This is a genomic window from Corynebacterium sp. 22-2729, assembly GCF_053479475.1.
In genome coordinates this window covers 37,282-52,526 of record NZ_JBRBCA010000007.1, presented here as the reverse complement: position 1 = coordinate 52,526, position 15,245 = coordinate 37,282, and the positions used below count along the sequence as shown (strand labels likewise).

The window sequence follows — 15,245 nt, the reverse complement described above, 5'->3', positions numbered from 1 at the left end:
CCTTTTTAGTTCTCATCGGCAATCTCCGCCACCTGTACCTCCCAGGTTTCACTGTGGACATAAGCCGCGCGCCCCTGGGGGCGTCGCAGTAGACGAACCCCGGCAATCGGCCCATCCTCACGGGGCGCAGAAAACAGCAACCAAGCGCTTTGGTCGCGAATCGACTGCATCAAGGGCTGATAGGCTGCCCTGGCGAACTGCCCCGAACGACGGCCAAGCACCAAGTGAAGGCCGATATCGGCGGCATAGGGAAGCAAGGGAATAAGCTGGTCAAGGCCGGGATCGGCGTCCGCGTCGTCGACGATGATGAACAACTCCGGGCCAGACCACCAGGTGCGTTCTCGGAGCTGTTGGGGTGTCACGTCGCTACCTGGAATTCGCGCCCGCAGCGTAGTGGTCCACTCGGCCAGGTCTTTGCGGAAGTCCTCCGGCACGCGATAACCCGCTACGCCCAGTAAACCGCGGCGTGTGTCCGTGACCAGGAACTCCGGCGGCTCTCCGGTATGGCTTTGGCTCTGTGCCACGGACTGCATTAGTGCGCGCAATGCGGTCGTCACCCCACTTCCCGCCTGGCCGATTGCGACCAAGTGAGGGAAAGTACCGTGATCCCACTGCACTGGATCCAGCTTTGGGCCACCTATGGCGAAGGCCTGAGAGTCGCCCAAATCCTCCCAGTCGATTCGCTCGGGCAACACGCGCATAGCTAGATCCGGCTCACCACGCTGCACGCTTTCCATCCGGACATGCTCAATGTCTTGCGCGTTGGAGTTGGCGAACTGCACGTGCTTTCCACGGGGCGACACTCCTCGTCCAGGCACGTCGGGCAAGGATTTCTGTGCATCCCGGAAGTGGGCATCCAACGGTGTCATCCGCAGTTCGATTTGCCCGGTCAGCACGTCCCGCAGCGACGGACGGATATTCCAGCGTAGAGCCGTAACCACCACATGCAAGCCGCGTTCCAGCCCCGTGGTCGCCAGGCGGATCAAGCGTTGTTCTTCCTCGCCATTTCCACTTCCCGCGGCCCCCACCTGATCTAGTCCGTCAATAATCAGCAGGCGCTGCCCCTCCGTTTGCTCCATTTCGTCGAAAAGCCGTGGCAGTCCAGCTGGCCCCACAACCGCAGCTACCTGAGGCAATCGAGCAAGGTCTCTTAGCCCACCACCCGGATCAAAGATGTATACCGGCCAGCCAGGTGAACTCAACGCCCAGGCCAGCACCAAGCTGCGCACCACCGTTGTCTTGCCAGTCCGGGGCTGGCCGACTATTGCCCAATGCTTGCGGCGCAGGTCGATATCCAACGGCACCTGCTGCCCCTCGAAAGGAAGATCCTCCAGGCCGATGCGAGCAACGCCTGGCGCACCGGGCTCAATGATCTCGCTGGCAGGCAGGTCTTCCGGCAGCGGTGGTAACCACACCGGATTCCTATTGGGGCCTGCCAGCCGGTCGATCACCATCTGCATGGTCGTTGTCTCTGCATGCACTGTTGTCCCGAGTAGTCTCACGAGTCGCTGATCCCGGGGCAGCTCGGGGCCTGAAACGTAGGCCGAATGAAAACGCACCTTGTCGCCTGCCGAAAGGATCGCCGCACCCGGAGTCGCAGGCAGTTCATAAGCTTCCGTCGTTCCGATCAGCGCGCGGGATTCGGAAGCCGAGAACGTGCGCAAAGCAATGCGATAGCTCAAATGCGATTCCAGGCCTCGCAGTCGCCCCTCCTCCAAACGCTGCGTGGCCAACAGCAAATGCATCCGCAGGCTTCGCCCCAATCGCCCGATCGCGGCGAAGACCTCCGCGAACTCTGGCCGGGCGTGCAACAACTCGGAGAACTCATCCACCACGATAAACAGTGCAGGCATCTGCCCCGGATAGACGCGGTTGTACTCGGCCGCTGTGGTCAAACCCGCGGCGCGGAGCTTTTCTTGACGCCGATGCATCTCCCCCAGCAAGCTATCCTGCATTCGGTCAACTAATCCCGCCTCTTCAGCCAGATTGGTGATCAGCGCAGAGGTGTGTGGCAGCCGATCCATTCCCAGAAAGCTGGCGCCACCTTTGAAGTCCACCAGCACAAAGTTCAGCTCCTCCGGGCTGTGCTGGTGGGCGAAGCTGATCACTACGCTTTTTAGTAGTTCTGACTTGCCGCTACCCGTCGCGCCTACGCAGAGACCGTGCGGACCGATACCTCCCAAGGCGGATTCCTTGATATCCAGGTATACCGGCGCGCCGGAAAACCCAATAGGCGCTCGCAAGTCTCCGCCCGGAAGTTCTAACAATGACGTGCTGGATTTCACCGTTGCTCGTGCTCGGCAAATGTGAGCAAGTTCCACCTCGCTGAGTTGGTCTGCCACTCCAAAGGGCACCCAACCGTCGAGCGTCCAGGCGCTGAGCAGGCAACCATCACCAGTGCCATCCACCTGTAGCAGCAAGCCATTCCCTTTGGCGTTTTCCACCCATTCTTCGCTGGGGTCCGTGACGATAGCGCCGGCGGTCACCGGGCTATCCCCCGTGCAAAAATGCACCTTGCGAGGCCCATCATGCGGAAGCCACTGCTCAAAGGGGCCGGTTATTCCAATGACATCCGGATCCTGCATGGCCAATTGCGCTTGCATGGCTCGCGCCAATCCGGGTGCACCGTCGCCGAGCAACACAATGCAGTGGAAACTAGCCAATTCCACCGCCACTGGCGCTTCGATGGTGGCGTACCGCAGCACAACCTCGCGCAAGCTCATTGCACTGACCGGCTCTAAGTCTTCCGGCGGGGAGCTGACCGGTACTTCCAGAGGATCATCTGGAGTTTGCACTGCTGTGCCGATGCGCACCACGCCCGGTTCTGCGGTGACATCGGTTCCGGTATGCACGTGCGTCCACAGTGACTGCGGGTGTGGATGCGCTGCCAACATGGTCTGCAGTTGCTCTTCGCGGCTCCGCTCCACGCTATCTTTCAGGGCGTCGATGTGCCGATGAAAGGAACGCCGAGTCTCATCCACGTTCGCCCCCGGCTGGAACATCATCGCCATGCTGCCCAGCATCATCAGCGGAAAGATAAAGCTGATGGGATTTCGCCCCGATCCAGAGAGCACCATCGCGGCGACCATACCGACCACCGCCACCAACATGACGGCAGGCATTAGCAGCCTGAGGAAAGGTTGTTTGTCTTTAGGCAGCGTCGGTGGCGCCTGTGTTTGCATGTTAAGAAATCCCCCCGATTTCTATGTTTGTCCCCGTTAATCCCCATCCAACCCCCATGGATGTGGTTTTAGATTCTAAACCTTCCTCGCTCGCTCCGCAGAGCAAGCGCAATCCTTTCCCCTCGGCTACTATTTGTGCCGTGTAAGCCACATCGGCGCAAGATCCAGGGGGGATCTTGTGCCCACCACATGCGCACCTGCATGCGTTCATACTTTTTCAACAGGGGGAATAACGTGCTGGCTCTCAGCATTTCCGTGCCTGCCAAAGGCACCACCATCAACGCCGCCATTGCCGATCATGTACCGGTAGCGGAGCTCATCCCACACCTCGTCGACGCGAAACCAGGGGAACATTGGACCCTCCACCGCGCCGTCGGCCAGGTTCAACCACAGCACACTCTAGCGGAGGCCGGTGTGCGTCCCGGCGAGTCATTGACCTTGCAAACCGCCACCATCCCCGCTCCACCGGCTGAGGCAGTCGAAGAGCTCTCCGGCCCCATTCCCACGAGCCCCGCAGCCTGGATCGCGGCAGCCATCATTGCGCTTTTTGGCTTACAGACGGCACCTGCGTGGCACCCGTTGGATAATCAGCTTATTGGTCCTGGGGGCGTCACTAATCTGGGTACGACCGCAGACATCGCAACGCTCGTGGCTACAGCAGTGGCCGCCCTCGCTGCAGCGGCGGCTTCTTTGCACCTTCGCAATTTCAGTTATCTCGCCGCGATCCTCGGCTTTGGGTTGGGGCTGCACGTCAATGTCCTATGTGCCTGTTTTGTTGCGGCGCTTCTGGTGTGGCGTAGCAGCCCGGCACGGATCGTGTCGATCACCTGGGTGGTGTTTGCAGCGGTGAACTTCTGGCCAGGGCTCACGCTGCTATTGGCAATGTTTGCACTGGCTTATTCAGGACAGATCGCCATCGGACTAGCTGGCATCAAGCTGCCGAAGGTTCCTGCGACCGGTGTGTTCACCAAGCCCACGCCCACGCACGCGGGCCAGGTGGTGGAAGTTCACTCCGCCCTGGTCGTCGGCATCGTGGTGGTGTTGGGCGCCTGTGTTTACCAGCTGACTCCATGGGGGCAGCCACTGAATATTTGGCAAATGGCGCTATTGCTTATGGTGGCGGTGCTCGGCGTGAGCGCGCGGAGCACTCGGCCTGTACACTCGGTCGCGCTAGCGGTGCTCTCTGCTGCAACGCTTCTGTGGTTAGCCCTCCACACGCATTGGGGTGCGGTATGCCTGGTGCTGGTCGCCCTACCTGCTGTGCGCATAAATTCACCGATGCTGGGGCGGATCATCGACATGGTGGAAGCCTTCGCATTTTGTGTGGCCATCCCACTGGCGCTGCAAACTACAGGGCTGTTCGCGGCGATTCGGGGGATCGGCTGATGATCATTCAAGATTCTTCGCCGCGCGGCACCTGCCAAGAAGGCACCGTCGCCGCACCGGGTACTGTGCCTTTACCGGATATCGACGCCCCCTCGTACCCCGCTTTGCATGCTTTGGCGCGGGGACGCGACGTGAGCGTGGCCGTTATCGATACGGGGTCAGCCGCACCAGGGGTGAAGGGCGACCGGGATTTTTGCGTGCTGCACGGGACCATGGTCACTAGCGTGCTGCGGGCAGTGGCGCCAGAGGTAACAGTATTTTCCTTTCGGCATAATGCCTCGCCCGACCGGGCTGAGGGCACGGTAGAGGATCTTGTTCGGGCAATCGACCGAGCGCTGAAGACCCGGGTAAAGATCATTAATATTTCGATGGTGGCCTGCGAAGATACGGCGGAACTACGCGCGGCCATCGGGCGTGCCGACAAAGCCGGAGTACTACTGGTGGCTTCTACCGGGAACGTAGGTCAGTGCCCGGCAGGAGTTCCGACCTTCCCCTCTAGCTTGGATCCAGTGCTGGCAGTGGGAGCAGTATCCCCGCGGACAGGAACGGCAGAAGGGGTCCGTACTGCTGCGGGAAGAAGTGGTGACAAGGATACTTCAGCAGATCAGGGGCGAGTGCCCGCACCATATAGTGCGCCGACTCAGTGGGTGGATCTTTTCGCGCCGGGTGGGCCCGTAGAAGGACAGGTGGAAGTCGGCAAGCAGGTGCACACCATCGTCGGTAATCCCGAACCGTTTGAAGGCACCAGCTTTGCTGCTCCAATTGTGACGGGTACCGCGGCCTTAGTGTGGCAGGTCGCTCCGCAGCTCAGCGCACGGCAGGTGCGAGAGCTGATTCTAACCACAGCGTTGCCCGGCGCGAGTGGTCCAGGGATGGGCGAACAAATGCGAGTCGTCAATCCCGCCGCAGCATTGGATAGGGCTCTTGATCTGCAGGATGGCTCCGCAGCAGTGGACGCTTCTTATGGTCTGTATACCGTCAGCACCCCACGGCACGAGCCAACGGCCACAGACTATTCCGTCCCCATCGTGCTCTCACTTGTACTGGCGCTAGGCATCATCGCCACGGTCGTCTGCCGAGCCTTGTCCGCAGAGAGCAAGCCACCGTCGGGCAACGAGGCTACGCGCGAGAACTGAACACTGCGCTGTGTATTGAACCCAAGGGCATGTAACTCAGCTTCGCTGCCCACGGAGTAGCGCACCCCGTTGTCACTAATCAGCACGTAACCGCGCTCCGTCTGTAGCGCAGAGGTTCCGCGCGGCCCGTAGAATGCGCTCGGCTTTTCCGATGAGAGGACTTCCCAAATCTGAGCGGAACTACTGACCGCGTCTGTCGTGCCTTTCGTCCGTCCTGGTTCAACGGGTTCTGCCAGTCCCTCCGGCCCGGCACACACCATCTTCGGTTGTGCCCAGGTAACTGGTTGGTCCCCATCGAGTTCTGGGATTCCCGCTAATACATCAATGCTCGGCTGGCGCATCACCTCCGCCAGTGGAGTTTCCACGGTCGGCATAGCACTGCTGGCCAGAGCAAATTCGCGGCGCGCGCCCTTTACTTCACCAACCCCATTGCGGTCCACCAGAAATGTCCGGTCGCCAGCCGTGATGATCCTCCCCGCGACGTCGAAGGGTGCAGGCATCTTGGTTTTCCCCACGGGCATGGCGATATCGCGACTCCGCCGGAACTGTTGGACTAAACCATCGCTGGCGGGCACTGCCTCGGTGCCAAATGCTCTTGCCGCGTCTGGAGTTATGCGGGCGCGAGTGGTGGCGTCAATAAGCCAATAGCCCGAAGGGGCGGCCAGCAGAGCAAAGCGATGGGGATCGATGTGCTCCGCAGCCACGACCGTGCCCGTACCACCAGCGGCAGCACCACCTGTGCCACCTGTTAGCCCGCCGCGGATCCGATCGCAGTAAAGCCACTCGCGTTCTGGCGCAGCGACCAACCCCGGAACCTGCCCAATGCCAATTGGCTCCCCCAACGGCACCTGTGCAAGCTGCTCGGAGGTAGTCTTCTGCGCCTCGACTGGTTGCTGCAGAATCAGCCGTGCTGAGGCGACATTCGTGATCGGATGATAGGTATCGGCCAAGCGGATATGCAGTGCGCCCGTCTCATCGGCCACGAGATCGGCGCCATCCAGGCTGGGTTGCGGGCGCAGCAGCCCCAGCATCACCGCACCTCCAGCGATCAGCAAGCTCAGCAGTACACCGACAACAAGTGCCCGCCGCTGACTCCGCAATGGGTCGTGAGCCATGCGTGGATCCCCGATGACCAGCGCAAGCTCCAGTCTGCGCAATAGAAAATTAAATCCAGAAACCTGTATCCCCGTTGTGCGCATGATTACTGCGCTCCCCCTTGTTTAAATGCGCTTGATATCTTGCGTTGTTTGAGTTGTTTTGTGTTCTTCTAGCCCCCGCTAGCGCGCTTAAGTATTCCATGGTTGAATTGCTGGCGCGAGGGGAACTTCGCATTCGGGGTAATTTCATACTTTGGGGGATGGGAATAATGGGCTTCGTGGCATTTCTAGCTGCCGATATGCCAGCCGATGCGTCCAATGCCGAACACGCTGCCTGGTGGGCGTGGGTTCTTTGCGGCGCCGTGGCCATCACATGCATGGTGGCGGGGTGGTTTGTATTCACCCGCGGTCGCGCCACCGCGGATCAGAACACGCGATGGTTTCGCCTTCTCTGCGTGCACGACAAATTGTGGGGTGAGCCGTCGCCACGGCGGATCGCCGGCGACCAGTTAGCGGGTGGTGTGGGTCTTTCTCTTGTGGACGCCCACATTTCCACCGCCATCATCCCCACCCAACCTTTCGGCCGCAGCTGGCTGGGCGATTCCCATGCCACTCTGGTGGGCGTGCCCGAGTCTGCGGCGGCTAGGATGCCTTTTGCTGCCAGCGGGTGCGGAGTGTGGGCTCTACCTGTGGAGACTCCACCGGTGGGGGCTCAGGTGACTCGGTTACCAGAGCAGCTGACTGTACCGGCGGTACCCGGTTGGTTTGTAGGTCTTTCCGATGCAGGCGAACCCATGCTGATCCACCCCATTCCCGGCGCAACGTTCGCACTGTTCGGCACCCCTGCACAGCTGCGTGCGCTTGAGGGGTCAATGAACTGGCCGGAGGAGATTTTCGATTTGCAGCGTTTCGGGAGCGCTGGATCCGTGGACGATTCAGCGGATGCCACGCGAGCTGCAGGCGTTAAGACACATGTTGTGCTCGTGGAGGTCTCCCCCGCTGTCGCCGGTAATACTGGTAGACACAGAATGGTCGATGCGCAGAAGAGGGCTCATCAGGGGGCTCACACGGGAGTTCACGGTGGTATCGGGTTCGATTCCGCGGAGGACATCTTGAACCAGGGACGTGCCCGGCTGCAGGCTGTCGGTGCTGCGGCAGTGGATGTATGCATTGCAGTGCCAGCAGTTGGCACGGGAGCAATCCTGGCCCACGGGGATCATCGGGAATACTTCAACTTCTTCGCCGTCACCGCACCTGCTCGCACCCCTGCCCCGGTGGCACAGCCAGCACAAACTGCAACAAGCGCGGCGCATTCACCAGCGCGATCAGCGCGCGCTTCAGCGCTACCTCCAACGGCGCGCTCCCCCAAACCGCGTTTGTATCACGGCTCGGCGGGAGATTCGTTGCCCATGCCCACCGGCGAACGCTTAGCACGGGTTGTCAGCGCCCGCTCCGCGAGATCTTCATCAGCTGGGTAGTCCACGCGCACTAGGTTCAGCCCCTCCGCGGGCGCGACTGGCACTGCGGAACTACGCTTTGTCTCTTTCAACAGCCCGGGAGTAAAGTCCTCGGATCGTTTGCCCGACCCCACTGTCAAGGCCGCTCCTACCAACGAGCGCACCATCGACCAACAGAAAGCATCGGCGGTCACGTGTGCCTCGTACGTCTGGGGCTCAGCCTCCGTCGAGACGTCAACCCAGCGGAATTCCTGCAGCTCACGGATAGTGGTAGCGCCTTCACGAGCTTTGCAGAACGCTGCGAAGTTGTTCAACCCAAGCAGCGCGTCGGAAGCTGCCTGAGTTTTCTCCAGATCAATCGGGTGGCGCCACGCGGCCGTATCCCGGGCACGCACCGGCACGGGGCCGGCCGGGTGAGTCGTTACGCGATAGATGTAGTGCCGGCGCAGCGCGGAGAATCGGGCGTCGAAACCCTTCGGTGCCATACGAGCGCCGTGCACGCGCACGTCGGAGGGCAACATGCGGGAAAGGCGCCGCACTAGATCCTCCGGGCGGGTGAGCGAGCGCTGCGCAAACGCATCAACAGGAATGTCGGCGTGGCACACTTGGCCGCTGGCATGCACGCCTGCGTCGGTACGCCCTGCGACAACAAGTTCAATAGGGTGGCGCGTGACCAGCGAGAGTTTCTCCTGCAAGACCCCCGCCACCGTGCGCAGCCCACCGGATTGGGTTGCCCAGCCATGGAAATCCGTGCCGTCGTAGGCAACATCCAGACGCACCCGAATCAGCTCTGGAATATCCTGCGGATTCTCGGGCATGGTCGGTGGCCTTTCTCTGGTAGGGTCGGTTGGTGCTTCCATCGCGCGCGACTTAGTCTAGTCTGCATGCACGACAGCGAATTCTCAGCATCCTCCCTCGATGCTCGTGCCCGTCGGTTGGTGGCGTGGGTTGCGGCTCTCAATGGCCTGGGTTTTCTTGTTGAGGTTGTGATTGCGCTGGTCATCGGCTCGGCCGCTTTGTTTGCCGACGCCGCAGATTTCCTCGAAGACACTCTCATTAACGTGTTGGTACTCACCGCCCTGGGGTGGTCGGTGGCCAGCCGACGAAAGGCCAGCTACGCACTGGCAGGACTGATTCTCATTCCAGCCTTCGCGGCATTCGGCACGGCAGCCTGGAAAGTGGTGACGGGGACGCCACCGGAACCTGCGACTCTGAGTGCGACTGCCATCGGCGCGCTCATTATCAACTTGGTGTGCGCTGTGTTGTTGCTGCGGCTGCGCGGAGCAAATAGTGCCCTGGTGCAGGGTGCATGGCTGGCTGCGCGCAACGATGCCGCGGCAAACCTGCTTATCCTCGCAGCGGGAGTGATTATGCTCTTCTGGGCCAGCGCATGGCCAGACATTGTGGTGGGTGTGATTATCGGTCTGATTAACCTGTCAGCGGCAAAGGAAGTGTTCGAACAGGCACGGGCGGAGGAGCCGGAGTTGGAGATGGACTAGCCATCCGCGGCTGGCGGATGTCGCTGAATCGGGAATGTGGCAGCAGCGCCCAGGGAAATGTCGTTGAATCGGGAATCTGCAATGCAAAATCTGGGAACAGCTGAATTCAAAACTCTCTGACCTGCGCTTTTAGAAACTTGCAATCGATTCCCAATAACACATTCCCGTTCTAGCGACATTCCCACCCAGAACCCTCCCCTGTTCAGTCGGTACACAGGCAAATGCCAAGCCATACGCGATATCGGGCGCAGATGGGGCCGGTTGGCGTCAACAATAAAAAGTAGAGAAGACAAAGGCGGGCCACGATCTACCCAAAAGGGTAACCGTGGCCCGCCTCAAAGCTAGGCGAAAGCGCCGGACTTACTTGTCCTCAGCGTCCTCATCAGCCTCAGCCTCTTCAGCCTCAGCCTCAGCGGCCTTGTCGGTCGCGGTGTCAGCCTCGACCTCCGGAGCCTCCTCAGCCGGAGTCTCCTCAGCCTTAGCCTCTTCAGCCTCAGCTTCAGCCTTCTTAGCCTTGGAAGCAGCAACGCGGTTAGCGCGCTCTGCCTCGGTGGAGGCCAGCTGCTCCGTCACCAGGGAAATCTGGGAGATCGGAGCGTTGTCGCCCTTGCGGTTCTCCAGCTTGATGATGCGGGTGTAGCCACCCGGACGGCCTTCGAACTTCGGAGCCAGCTCGTTGAACAGGTAAGCAACAACTTCCTTGTTCGGGATGAGCTTCAGCACGTTGCGGCGATCCGACAGGGTGCCGCGCTTTGCCTTGGTGATGATCTTCTCGACGTAGGGGCGCAGCAGCTTAGCCTTTGCGTCCGTGGTCTTGATGGCGCCGTGCTCAAACAGCTGAGCAGCGAGGTTGGACAGGATCTTCTTCTGGTGGGAAGCAGAACCGCCCAGGCGGGCGCCCTTCTTCGGGGTTGGCATTAGTTCTCCTCGTGTGGATTTTTAAATCAGTGAGCGCGTGCGGTTAACCACCGGGTTATTCCGCGATGTCCTCGCCCTCGGTGTCGATGAACTCGCCGGTCTCTGCGTCGTAGCCCTCGATATCGGTGATATCGAAGCCCTCCGGAGCGTCCTTCAGGCCCAGGCCCAAGCCAGCCAGCTTGACCTTGACCTCATTGATGGACTTCTGACCGAAGTTACGGATGTCCAGCAGATCGGACTCCGTGCGTGCAGCCAGCTCGCCGACGGTGTGAATCTCTTCACGCTTCAGGCAGTTGTAGGAACGAACGGAGAAGTTCAGGTCCTCAATCGGCATGCTGTAGGCAGCGATGTGCTCGCTTTCCTGCGGCGATGGGCCGATTTCGATGCCCTCTGCTTCGTGGTTCAGCTCCTGAGCCAGACCGAACAGCTCCACCAGAGTCTTGCCTGCGGATGCCATGGCATCGCGGGCGGTGATGGAGTTCTTCGTCTCCACGTCCAGGATCAGCTTGTCGAAGTCCGTGCGCTGTTCCACACGAGTTGCCTCAACCTTGTAGCTGACCTTCAGAACCGGGGAGTAAATCTGGTCGACCGGGATACGTCCGATCTCAGAAGAAGCTGTAGCAGCCGGAACGTAGCCACGGCCACGCTCGACAGTCATCTCGATCTCCAGCTTGCCCTGCTCGTTCAAGGTGGCGATGTGCAGATCCTTGTTGTGGACCTCTACACCAGCCGGCACCTCAACGTCAGCGCCGGTAACCTCGCCAGGTCCTTCCTTGCGGATGAACATGGAGACAGGCTCATCGGAATCGCTGGACAGAACCAGGGTCTTAATGTTCAGGATGATGTCGGAAACATCTTCCTTCACGCCTGGAATCGTGGTGAACTCGTGGAGAACACCCTCGATGCGCAGGGAGGTTACTGCTGCGCCCGGGATGGACGACAGCAGGGTCCGGCGCAGGGAGTTACCCAGCGTGTAGCCGAAGCCCGGCTCCAGCGGCTCGATAACGAACCGAGAGCGAGACTCGTCGATGAACTCTTCAGTGAGCGCAGGGCGCTGTGAAATCAGCATTGTTTAAGCTTCTCCTTTTTCGGCGACCGCTATATGACGCCGTTACGGGGACAACCGCCACCAGGTTTGATGGACGGTGCGAACGGTAGAAACCGCTGTTGGTGTTCTATCCGAAGTAAGTCTAACGAATAGGTTCGTCAGTTTTACTTCGAGTAGAGCTCGACGATCAGCTGTTCCTGCAGCGGAATGTCGATCTGAGCGCGCTCGGGCAGCTGGTGCACGAGGATGCGCAGAGTGGACGGTACGACCTGCAGCCAAGCAGGAACGATCGTATCGACCAGGGCTTCCTGAGCCTCTTCGAACCACAGCATCGAGCGGGACTTCTCACGCACGTCGATGATGTCGTACTGGGAGACCTTGAAGGAAGGAACGTTGACCTTCTTGCCGTTCACGGTGAAGTGACCGTGGGAAACCAGCTGGCGAGCCTGGCGGCGGGTGCGTGCCAGACCTGCGCGGTATACAACGTTGTCCAGGCGAGATTCCAGCAGGATGACCAGGTTGTCACCGGTCTTACCCGGGCGACGGTTGGCCTCTGCGTAGTAACGGCGGAACTGCTTCTCCAGGACGCCGTAGGTGTACTTCGCCTTCTGCTTCTCCTGCAGCTGCAGGAGGTACTCGGACTCCTTGATGCGAGCACGGCCAGCCTGCCCCGGAGGGTAGGGGCGACGCTCGAAGGAGTTGTCGCCGCCGACGAGGTCGACGCGGAGGCGACGGGACTTACGGGTTACGGGGCCGGTATAACGAGCCATTTTTTATCCCTAATCCTTTCTTCTCTTTAAACGCGACGACGCTTCGGCGGGCGGCAACCGTTGTGCGGCTGCGGGGTGACATCGGAAATGCTTCCGACCTCGAGGCCCGCGGTGGACAGGGAACGGATAGCGGTCTCGCGGCCGGAGCCCGGACCCTTCACGAAAACGTCAACCTTCTTCATGCCGTGATCCATTGCCTTGCGAGCAGCGGACTCAGCAGCCATCTGTGCAGCGAAGGGGGTGGACTTACGGGAGCCCTTGAAGCCGACGTGGCCCGAGGAAGCCCAGGAAATCACAGCGCCCTTCGGGTCCGTGATGGACACGATGGTGTTGTTGAAGGTGGACTTGATGTATGCGTGGCCGTTTGCCACATTCTTCTTGACGACGCGACGGCCAGTACGGCGCGCGCCGGAACGAGTCTTCGGAGGCATAGGTTACTTCTTCTTTCCTGCGATCGTCTTCTTGGGGCCCTTACGGGTACGAGCGTTGGTCTTGGTGCGCTGACCACGAACCGGCAGACCACGGCGGTGGCGCAGGCCCTGGTAGGAACCAATCTCGATCTTGCGGCGAATATCGGCCTGGATCTCGCGGCGGAGGTCACCCTCCACCTTCCAGGTGTTCTCGATAACGTCACGCAGAGCGGACAGCTGCTCGTCGGTCAGATCCTTGGAGCGAAGATCAGGGGAGATGCCGGTCTTTTCCAGCAGCTCCTTGGAACGGGCTGGGCCGATTCCGAAGATGTAGGTCAGTGCGACCTCCATGCGCTTTTCGCGTGGCAGGTCAACACCAGCAAGGCGTGCCATAGGGCATTTTCCTTCCGGTTTAGCGACGGTTTTCTCCACACTCGTCCCTATTAATCCTTCGAGTATTTCGCCCACAGTCACGGAAGGGACTGTTCATGCACCAGGTGCCTTGAATGTGCGAAACCAACATTCCAACTATTGGAGTGTTGGAAGGAGGGCTCCGGCCGCCGCGGCCAGAGGTAGTGACCAGGAAGCGCTGCGCTAACAGCGATTCCCAGGTTGGATGTGTGGAGGCTTAACGATTTACTTGTAGCGATAAACGATGCGCCCACGGGTCAGGTCGTAGGGAGACAGCTCCACGACGACGCGATCCTCGGGCAGGATACGGATGTAGTGCTGGCGCATCTTGCCGGAAATGTGAGCCAATACCTTGTGGCCATTGTCCAGTTCGACACGGAACATCGCGTTCGGCAGGGGCTCGACAATGCGACCCTCAACCTCGATGGCGCCTTCCTTCTTTGCCATATCCTCCAACGTTTCCCCAGCTCAGATAGCTGGATGGGTGATGTTTTGCTACATGTGGCACACATATGGACTTTTCCACTGCTGGCCTTTTCGACGTTCTACCGATCACCAGCAGAGACGAAAGCCTCATGCACCACCTGCTAACAATACACGCGACCTGCGCATATGCAAAAACGCTCACTCTGAACCATTCAAATTCAGCGTGAGCGTCGATATCTCGGTGGTAGCAGGCTTAGGCGTGCTGCTCCTCGCGGCGCAGCTGCCCCTTCGCCAAACGGTTCACCGTCAGCGCAATTGCACCGTCACCAGTGACGTTACATGCAGTACCGAAGGAATCGATGGCGATGTATGCCGCAATCATCAGCGCCACCTGGCCATCGTCGAAGCCCAGCTGAGACTGCAGCAGCCCCACTGCGGCCATGATGGCGCCACCCGGCACGCCCGGCGCGGCAATCATCATGACGCCCAGCAAGAAAATGAAGCCCAACGCCATACCGGCGCTCATATCAATGCCCGTCATGTAGACGATGGAGAAAGCAAACAGGGCGATCTTCTGCATGGAGCCGGACAGGTGCACTGTCGCACACAGAGGCACCACGAAATCAGCCACGGACTGCGTAACGCCATTCTTACGGGTGCACTCCAGGGTCACAGGAATGGTCGCTGCGGAGGAGGAGGTACCCAGTGCGGTGAAATATGCCGGCATCATATTCTTCAGCGCCTTGAACGGGTTGCGCCCGGCAAAGACTCCCGCCAACACGTACTGAAGCAGCAAGATTAGCCAGGTCATCACGACCGCGAGGATGAGCACCTTCGAGAACTGGGTTAGCGTCAGCTTCAGATTGCCGTTCATGCCCATCGTCAGGAACACACCGAAGATGTAGATCGGCAACAGCGGGATGATGAAGTTCTCAATCACCTTCATCGTTACCTCGCGCAGCTCCTCAGCACCCTTGTACAGCACCTCGGTACGCATGGAGGCCATGGCGATGCCCACAGTAAAGGCCAGCAGCAAGGCGGACATCACGCCCATGGGCGGATCCATCTCTACAGAGAAGAACGGCTGCAAAGCGCCCGCGTCGATGTCTTCAGCCTCGATAATCGAGTCGCTGCCGAGCAGAGACGGGTACGTTCCTTCGGCCACGCCGTAGGCAATCAAGCCCGAAACGATGGTCGAAACATAGGCAATGCCAGCAGTTACACCCAGCCACTTGCCTGCCCCGCGCCCCAGGCTGGCGATTGCCGGCGCGATCAGCGCGAAAATCAAGACCGGGACGAAGAATCCCAGGAAGTTACTAAACAGTCCGTTAAACGTTGCGAACAGGCGCCCCGCCCATTCCGGGAAAAACAGGCTGCATACGATGCCCAAAATAATCGCAACGATAATCTTGAACAGCAGTGATTTAAAAAGACGGGATAGATTCATGCTGGCGCTTCCCTTTGCACATGCTTGTAGGTCCTCAAGAAACGATTAATGATTAGCG

At 59.9% G+C, this 15,245-nt stretch carries 13 protein-coding genes and 1 pseudogene; 4 read left to right on the top strand and 10 right to left on the bottom strand.

All coding sequences use genetic code 11. The features are described from left to right. Positions 1-5: 5 nt before the first annotated feature. Positions 6-3,182, bottom strand: coding sequence for an FtsK/SpoIIIE domain-containing protein (locus tag ACUY2T_RS06465; RefSeq protein ID WP_448307996.1), 3,177 nt, complete (start codon positions 3,180-3,182; stop codon positions 6-8). Between the two features lie 234 nt (positions 3,183-3,416). On the opposite strand from ACUY2T_RS06465, the gene ACUY2T_RS06460 reads away from it, so the two are divergent. Next, positions 3,417-4,568 (top strand): EsaB/YukD family protein, encoded by a 1,152-nt coding sequence (locus ACUY2T_RS06460; protein ID WP_448307995.1) that lies wholly within the window; start codon positions 3,417-3,419, stop codon positions 4,566-4,568. Continuing rightward, a pseudogene (locus ACUY2T_RS06455) lies at positions 4,568-5,437 on the top strand (S8 family peptidase); the annotation flags it as partial. The gene ACUY2T_RS06460 and the pseudogene ACUY2T_RS06455, both read left to right, overlap by 1 nt. Before the next feature lie 143 nt (positions 5,438-5,580). Here ACUY2T_RS06455 and eccB read toward each other — a convergent pair. Continuing rightward, entirely contained in the window at positions 5,581-6,903 is a 1,323-nt protein-coding gene (eccB, locus tag ACUY2T_RS06450) for a type VII secretion protein EccB (protein WP_448307994.1), read from the bottom strand. A 176-nt stretch (positions 6,904-7,079) separates the two neighbouring features. On the opposite strand from eccB, the gene ACUY2T_RS06445 reads away from it, so the two are divergent. Continuing rightward, positions 7,080-8,279 carry a hypothetical protein gene (locus ACUY2T_RS06445; RefSeq protein ID WP_448307993.1) on the top strand — a complete coding sequence of 400 codons (1,200 nt, stop codon included), beginning with the start codon at positions 7,080-7,082 and terminating at the stop codon, positions 8,277-8,279. On the opposite strand, the gene truA is transcribed toward ACUY2T_RS06445, so the two are convergent. Continuing rightward, entirely contained in the window at positions 8,183-9,076 is an 894-nt protein-coding gene (gene truA / locus ACUY2T_RS06440) for a tRNA pseudouridine(38-40) synthase TruA (RefSeq protein ID WP_448307992.1), read from the bottom strand. The genes ACUY2T_RS06445 and truA overlap by 97 nt on opposite strands. A gap of 66 nt (positions 9,077-9,142) precedes the next feature. Here truA and ACUY2T_RS06435 point away from each other — a divergent pair, with 66 nt between their 5' ends. After that, positions 9,143-9,757, top strand: a complete 615-nt coding sequence (locus tag ACUY2T_RS06435) for a cation transporter (protein ID WP_448307991.1) — start codon at positions 9,143-9,145, stop codon at positions 9,755-9,757. A 360-nt stretch (positions 9,758-10,117) separates the two neighbouring features. Here ACUY2T_RS06435 and rplQ read toward each other — a convergent pair whose 3' ends face one another. The 7 genes from rplQ to ACUY2T_RS06400 form a co-directional block, all read right to left on the bottom strand. Next, complete coding sequence (gene rplQ, locus ACUY2T_RS06430) at positions 10,118-10,675, bottom strand: 50S ribosomal protein L17 (RefSeq protein WP_293791575.1); 558 nt, start codon at positions 10,673-10,675, stop codon at positions 10,118-10,120. A gap of 55 nt (positions 10,676-10,730) precedes the next feature. Continuing rightward, positions 10,731-11,744, bottom strand: a complete 1,014-nt coding sequence (locus tag ACUY2T_RS06425; RefSeq protein ID WP_448307990.1) for a DNA-directed RNA polymerase subunit alpha — start codon at positions 11,742-11,744, stop codon at positions 10,731-10,733. Positions 11,745-11,887: 143 nt separating this feature from the next. Then, a complete protein-coding gene (gene rpsD / locus ACUY2T_RS06420) occupies positions 11,888-12,493 on the bottom strand; it encodes a 30S ribosomal protein S4 (RefSeq protein WP_005291869.1) in 606 nt (201 codons plus the stop codon). Positions 12,494-12,519: 26 nt separating this feature from the next. Beyond that, the gene (gene rpsK / locus ACUY2T_RS06415; protein ID WP_293791578.1) at positions 12,520-12,924 is read right to left on the bottom strand and encodes a 30S ribosomal protein S11; all 405 of its coding nucleotides are present in this window, start codon (positions 12,922-12,924) and stop codon (positions 12,520-12,522) included. A gap of 3 nt (positions 12,925-12,927) precedes the next feature. Beyond that, on the bottom strand, positions 12,928-13,296 hold the full coding sequence (rpsM, locus tag ACUY2T_RS06410; protein ID WP_005291872.1) for a 30S ribosomal protein S13: 369 nt from the start codon (positions 13,294-13,296) through the stop codon (positions 12,928-12,930). Positions 13,297-13,539: 243 nt separating this feature from the next. Further along, positions 13,540-13,761 (bottom strand): translation initiation factor IF-1, encoded by a 222-nt coding sequence (gene infA / locus ACUY2T_RS06405; RefSeq protein WP_005519800.1) that lies wholly within the window; start codon positions 13,759-13,761, stop codon positions 13,540-13,542. A gap of 232 nt (positions 13,762-13,993) precedes the next feature. Beyond that, positions 13,994-15,187, bottom strand: a complete 1,194-nt coding sequence (locus tag ACUY2T_RS06400; protein WP_293791587.1) for a dicarboxylate/amino acid:cation symporter — start codon at positions 15,185-15,187, stop codon at positions 13,994-13,996. Positions 15,188-15,245 lie beyond the last annotated feature (58 nt).

Bases quoted from the DNA above. Each gene is read 5' to 3' on its own strand.
- ACUY2T_RS06465 (WP_448307996.1), bottom strand. From the start codon at position 3,182: ATGCAAACACAGGCGCCACCGACGCTGCCTAAAGACAAACAACCTTTC.
- eccB (WP_448307994.1), bottom strand. From the start codon at position 6,903: ATGCGCACAACGGGGATACAGGTTTCTGGATTTAATTTTCTATTGCGC.
- truA (WP_448307992.1), bottom strand. From the start codon at position 9,076: ATGCCCGAGAATCCGCAGGATATTCCAGAGCTGATTCGGGTGCGTCTG.
- ACUY2T_RS06435 (WP_448307991.1), top strand. From the start codon at position 9,143: ATGCACGACAGCGAATTCTCAGCATCCTCCCTCGATGCTCGTGCCCGT.
- rplQ (WP_293791575.1), bottom strand. From the start codon at position 10,675: ATGCCAACCCCGAAGAAGGGCGCCCGCCTGGGCGGTTCTGCTTCCCAC.
- ACUY2T_RS06425 (WP_448307990.1), bottom strand. From the start codon at position 11,744: ATGCTGATTTCACAGCGCCCTGCGCTCACTGAAGAGTTCATCGACGAG.
- rpsD (WP_005291869.1), bottom strand. From the start codon at position 12,493: ATGGCTCGTTATACCGGCCCCGTAACCCGTAAGTCCCGTCGCCTCCGC.
- rpsK (WP_293791578.1), bottom strand. From the start codon at position 12,924: ATGCCTCCGAAGACTCGTTCCGGCGCGCGCCGTACTGGCCGTCGCGTC.
- rpsM (WP_005291872.1), bottom strand. From the start codon at position 13,296: ATGGCACGCCTTGCTGGTGTTGACCTGCCACGCGAAAAGCGCATGGAG.
- infA (WP_005519800.1), bottom strand. From the start codon at position 13,761: ATGGCAAAGAAGGAAGGCGCCATCGAGGTTGAGGGTCGCATTGTCGAG.
- ACUY2T_RS06400 (WP_293791587.1), bottom strand. From the start codon at position 15,187: ATGAATCTATCCCGTCTTTTTAAATCACTGCTGTTCAAGATTATCGTT.